At 50.3% G+C, this 3,146-nt stretch carries 4 protein-coding genes; 1 reads left to right on the plus strand and 3 read right to left on the minus strand.

Features of this window, described 5'->3' with window-relative positions:
- A partial coding sequence (locus tag M3200_RS01210) for a hypothetical protein (protein WP_288178069.1) occupies nt 1-444 on the plus strand: 444 nt, incomplete at its 5' end.
- Nucleotides 445-569: 125 nt separating this feature from the next.
- Here the strand turns inward: M3200_RS01210 and M3200_RS01215 are convergent.
- From M3200_RS01215 to M3200_RS01225, 3 genes are all read right to left on the minus strand, one after another.
- Entirely contained in the window at nt 570-1,040 is a 471-nt protein-coding gene (locus M3200_RS01215) for a flavin reductase (protein WP_022381717.1), read from the minus strand.
- Nucleotides 1,041-1,213: 173 nt separating this feature from the next.
- Complete coding sequence (locus tag M3200_RS01220) at nt 1,214-1,879, minus strand: vWA domain-containing protein (protein ID WP_022381718.1); 666 nt, start codon at nt 1,877-1,879, stop codon at nt 1,214-1,216.
- Nucleotides 1,880-1,994: 115 nt separating this feature from the next.
- Nucleotides 1,995-2,960 carry a macro domain-containing protein gene (locus M3200_RS01225; RefSeq protein WP_022381719.1) on the minus strand — a complete coding sequence of 322 codons (966 nt, stop codon included), beginning with the start codon at nt 2,958-2,960 and terminating at the stop codon, nt 1,995-1,997.
- Between the last annotated feature and the right edge of the window lie 186 nt (nt 2,961-3,146).

Raw genomic sequence — 3,146 nt, forward strand, 5'->3', positions numbered from 1 at the left:
GATCCGGGCTGGGAAGCGGCGGGGATTTCCTTCCTGCCCAAAGATCTTTCTTCGTATACGGAAAAGGAAATGGACAATCACCATGAATTCTTCGACAGGATTGCCAAAGAGGCCGAGGCGAAGACGCAGGACGGCGGCCATGCACTGAAGGGCCTTGTCTCTGAAAGTCTCACGGCGATTTCCAAGAAGAATCACCTCCCCCTCCTGACGCCTGTCTTCTGGTTCTTCGAGAAGGAAACGGCGGCGTATGCGCAGTACCTTTCTTCCTACTACCGGGGACTGATTCCGGATTCGTATTATGAAACGGTCAAGGCGCATCCCTACCGCCTTCCGAAGAAGGAATCGGATCCTTACACGCAGGGCTTCCGCCTCGCAGGCTTCATCCTGCTTTTCATCGCGGTCATCACCGCCTTCCTTCTGGCGGCGCCGGGAATGCATACATAAAAAGAGCTGTGACGAAATGGGCCATCATTTCATTACAGCTCTTTTATAATTCAATTATTCATTTCCAGTGACTGTCTTGATTTCGCCTACGAAGACGATGTGCGGTTCCCATTCGCCTTTTTCATTCAGCGGGAAGGCCTGCGGTCTTCCTTTGTAGTATTCCTGGATGTCCGGATCCAGGTCTTCCTTTGTGAACATGTGCTGGTAGATCTTTCTGCAGACGAAGGAAACTTTTGCTTCCTTGAAGCCAAGCCGCCTTCGGGAAGTTCTACGGGCGTAAGGCCGGCTGCCTTTGCCTTGTCTTCGTTTCTGCCGGTATGGGAGCCCATGTAGCCCAAAGCTTTCTGGTATTCCTTTTCAAAGAAGCTGACGGTGAAGGTATCTCTTTCCTTCAGCATTTCGCAGGTATAGCGGGACGGATGGAGGTAGACGGTGATCGTCTTGCCGCTCTTCCCCGGTCTTTCCCAGAGAATGCCGAAGCTTCCCCAGCTGACGGTGCATGCGTTGTGCTTTTCCATAGTTCCGGTGGAAACCAATGCCCAGTGCTTGCTGAACAGTTCAAATACAGGATCGTTTTCAAGTGATGTTTTATCCATATCTTTCACTCCTCTCCATACTTCTATTGTAAAACGAATGGCAAGGGAAAAGGGGCTGTGACGAAATGATTAACCATTTTGTCACAGCCCCTTTCGTGCCGGTATATTCGAGAAGAAGACACTGACACAAGTACATTTATGGTGTTTGAAAACCTTGGCGATGCTTCGCCTTCTTACTTCTTTGCTCTGCGTTTCTTTCCGCCGCGTCTGGCAGCGTCTTCGCGGATTCTTTTGAGGGATTCTTTCGGAGCGCATCCGCAGGTGCGGAACTGGGCGACGGCATCGCTCATGGCTGTGTAATTCAGCCTGGTACCTTCTCTGTCGGCGAGGTAGTCGGCAGTGTTGTCTGCATCGATGCCATACTGAGCAGCTGTTTCGACGGCGTCCATGTTCGCGCCGAGGAAGACGAATTCCCATCCTTTTTCCTTTTCGGCTTCAATCATGGATTTCACTTTCTTCGTGGTGTACTCCCGGCTGGCGTTTTCCATGCCGTCGGTGATGATGACGAACATGACTTTTCCTGCGCGGTATTCTTCTGCTGTTGTTTCCTGTACGTGTTCGATCTTGGAAATGGTCCTCCCCACTGCATCGAGGAGGGCTGTCGATCCCCGGACGTAGTAATCTTTTTCTGTGAGGGGTGATACGGCCTGGATATTGATCCTGTCATGAAGCAGTTCATAGTCATGGTCGAAGAGAACGGTCGTCAGGTTGCATTTCCCTTCCACTTTCTTCTGCTTCTCGAGGAGAGAATTGAAGCCTCCGATCGTATCGCTTTCAAGACCTCCCATCGATCCGCTTCTGTCCAGGATGAATACGAGTTCAGTTAAGTTCTTGTCCATTTTAGGTTCCTCCTTCAATCACTTGGAATTTCGTGTATCTTTCCCTTCCTCTTTCTATTTAAAGGATACATCGAAACGGAGGAGCCGTGGTCGCCCTGAAAGCGACATCTAAGGATCAGCCGCCCAGAAGGGGCTGGTCGTAATGGAAGAGAACTTCATTGATTTCATCGATGTCATACTGCCCTTTGATGATGAAGTACTGTACGATGATATCAAATTTCCTGCTCGGCGAGAAGGCATAGCCCGCCTTTGCAAGGAGGTCTTCGGCCTCGTCAAGGTCAAGCTCAAGAGCAATGGCAAGCGCAAGGATGGCCGGTTTCTTGGGTGTATAGCCCTTCCCCGTTCGTATTTTGGAGAAATGGCGGCGGTCAATGTTTGCTTTCTTGTACACTTCTGTATCTGTCATGCCCTTATCGTCAATCAGGCGGAGAAGCGCTTCATTGAATGGCTCATCCAGATGATGCACCCAATGATCGAGCCCGGCTGGCATTTTTAAAGCTTTCTGAACATCTCTTTCCGGCATGGCGTCGTAGAGAACCGGCACACTTTTGTACGCGCCTTCTGCCATGTACTCTTCCACATCGCGGACAAGGTACTCTTCAGGGACGAACGCTGATTTGTCCGGGAAAGCGAGATAGACGTCCATTTCGTGATCTTCCAGAAAATGGCGGATCGCCCAGACGGCAAGAGAAAGTGCTTCGTCCTTGGGATACCCGTAAATGCCGGCGGAAATCAGAGGAAATGCAACGCTCTTCAACCGATGCTCTGCGGCAAGGGCAAGTGCGCTTTGGTATGTTTTCGTCAGAAGAAGCGCGGATTCGGCCAGTTCTCTTTCCTGATACACAGGTCCTGCCGCATGGATGACGTGCCCAGCAGGAAGGACAAAACCGTCTGTCATCACTGCTTCGCCTGTCCTGATGGGAGAAAGCTTCTGGCAGGCTTCCGTCATCTTTTCCTCGCCTGCTGCATGGAAAATGGCGCCGCAAACGCCGGAGCCCATACGAAGCTCTGTATTCGCCGCATTGACGATCGCATCCACCTTCATCTTCGTGATATCTTCTTTGACAAATAAAAGCGGCATACCGCCATCCCCTTCCTGTCCTTTTTGTTTCATTATAGCATGATGGGATGGAAACTATATATGGAAAAGGGACTGCCGAAATGTGCGGTCATTTCTGCAGTCCCTTTGGTGGTGGTATGTGATTTTTGGAAAAAGCATTTAAAGAATTTATTTGGCTCTTCACGCTTTTTTGTGGGATAAAAATAA

The organism is Dialister sp. CAG:357 (assembly GCF_000435155.1).
GTDB classification, from domain to species: domain Bacteria; phylum Bacillota; class Negativicutes; order Veillonellales; family Dialisteraceae; genus Dialister; species Dialister hominis.

Bases quoted from the DNA above. Each gene is read 5' to 3' on its own strand.
- M3200_RS01215 (WP_022381717.1), bottom strand. From the start codon at position 1,040: ATGGATAAAACATCACTTGAAAACGATCCTGTATTTGAACTGTTCAGC.
- M3200_RS01225 (WP_022381719.1), bottom strand. From the start codon at position 2,960: ATGCCGCTTTTATTTGTCAAAGAAGATATCACGAAGATGAAGGTGGAT.
- M3200_RS01220 (WP_022381718.1), bottom strand. From the start codon at position 1,879: ATGGACAAGAACTTAACTGAACTCGTATTCATCCTGGACAGAAGCGGA.